3 protein-coding genes are annotated in these 1498 nt (G+C 54.3%); 1 reads left to right on the top strand and 2 read right to left on the bottom strand.

The genetic code is table 11. The features are described from left to right. Positions 1 to 212: hypothetical protein (locus KDK14_RS04295; RefSeq protein ID WP_257263785.1), on the top strand; the 212-nt coding region annotated here is incomplete at its 5' end. Here the strand turns inward: KDK14_RS04295 and KDK14_RS04300 are convergent. Together KDK14_RS04300 and KDK14_RS04305 are read right to left on the bottom strand one after the other, a co-directional pair. Further along, positions 172 to 492, bottom strand: coding sequence for an ArsA-related P-loop ATPase (locus KDK14_RS04300; RefSeq protein ID WP_257263786.1), 321 nt, complete (start codon positions 490 to 492; stop codon positions 172 to 174). The genes KDK14_RS04295 and KDK14_RS04300 overlap by 41 nt on opposite strands. Continuing rightward, positions 489 to 1498 (bottom strand): ArsA-related P-loop ATPase (locus KDK14_RS04305; RefSeq protein ID WP_306671460.1); only part of this gene is annotated, 1010 nt, incomplete at its 5' end. The genes KDK14_RS04305 and KDK14_RS04300, both read right to left, overlap by 4 nt.

A 1498-nucleotide genomic window follows, 5' to 3' on the forward strand; every position in this document is an offset into this window, starting at 1 on the left:
GAGCGGCAAAGGACAAGCGAGAGCGGGAGCAAGTTTATGAAATATCCGGGCTAGTGAACTGCCTTGAAACATCCTGGAATACTGATGGGAGAATTGAAATCATTTCAAATGAGCTTAGGCAAGACTGGAGCCAGGCTGGCTTTGCCATGGCTCCAGTTTTAGAACGATTAATTAATTCAACCCACCTTCCTGCCAGGGAAGAAGGTACATAACGTCACTGTGGCTGGAGGTAATCTCATTAAGATATTCTGCCTCCCTGCCCCGACGGGATACCAGCAGTGGATCGGTTACCTCCAGCGGTGTCAGTGACTGATTCACTACCCATCCCGCTGGTTTGATGCCGGCCCTGGCCAGATCTTCCTGGAGTTCGGCGGCCTCATGAACCGGTGTCGCTTCCGGCAAGGTACAAATCAACAGCCTGGCAAACTCCGGATCCCGCAATCGTGGCAGCAGCCCGGTCACTTCTTCTGAGTGAGCATCGCCACGCTTCAATACCTCCCGGTGGTAGCTCTGGGCGGCATCCAGCAGTAAGATCGTATGCCCGGTAGGAGCGGTACAATGACGGTAATACGGTTATCGGCCTTAAACACGGTACTGGCAAATGCCTGAAAGACCGCTATCTCCTCAATACAGGGGGATCTCAAGTCCTCTTCCAGCAGCGCACGTCCATCGTCGTCAAGATGAGTTGCGTCAGCCAACACCTCTGTTCGATAGCGTTCAATCTCTTCAACAGGATTGATACGCTCAACCACCAGGTTATCCGTCACCTGACCGACAGCATCGTGTACATGAGCAGCCGGGTCCGTTGTCGTGAGCGTAACCGGTAAGCCCTGTTCAGCCAGTTTTCGGGCAATCATAACGGCGATGGAGGTTTTGCCAACCCCGCCTTTACCCAGAGTCATCACAATGCCACGGCCACTGGCTGCCAGACCATCAATAAACTGGTTCAGATCAGCACTTTCCGGTGTTGTGTCTGATCGTTCCTGTTCCGCTGCAACTTTACCAGGGTTGTGATCAAAAAACGTTTTCAGCCCTTCAATACCGATAGGGGGATTGGCCGACATGGCAATGGTCGAAACCGGCAGGTGGCGCAACTGCCCTGGCATATCACTCAACGCATTTCTGCCACGACTCTCCAGGGCAATGGCAACCGGATCATTAGCATCCGTCGCTGTGAATACGCCGTTCACCACCAGATGCTGATTAGTAATACCCAGCTCCAGCAACTCGCCACTGGTGCGTGCAGCTTCTTTCAGGGCCGCGCCATCAGGGCGGGTGACTAACACCAATCGGGTCTGGCTTTCATCAGCCAGAATCTCCACGGCCCGGGCATACAGTGCTGTCTGTTTTTCCAGCGCCGCCAGGGGGCCAAGGCAGGATGACCCTGTCGTATTGTCCTCCACAAAACCCGTCCATGCCCTGGGCAGAGAAAGCAGTCGCAGGGTGTGGCCGGTGGGTGCCGTATCAAAAATGACCCGGTCAAACCCTGTTGAAAACC

It is taken from the genome of Endozoicomonas sp. ONNA2 (assembly GCF_024606365.1).
Lineage (GTDB): Bacteria > Pseudomonadota > Gammaproteobacteria > Pseudomonadales > Endozoicomonadaceae > Endozoicomonas.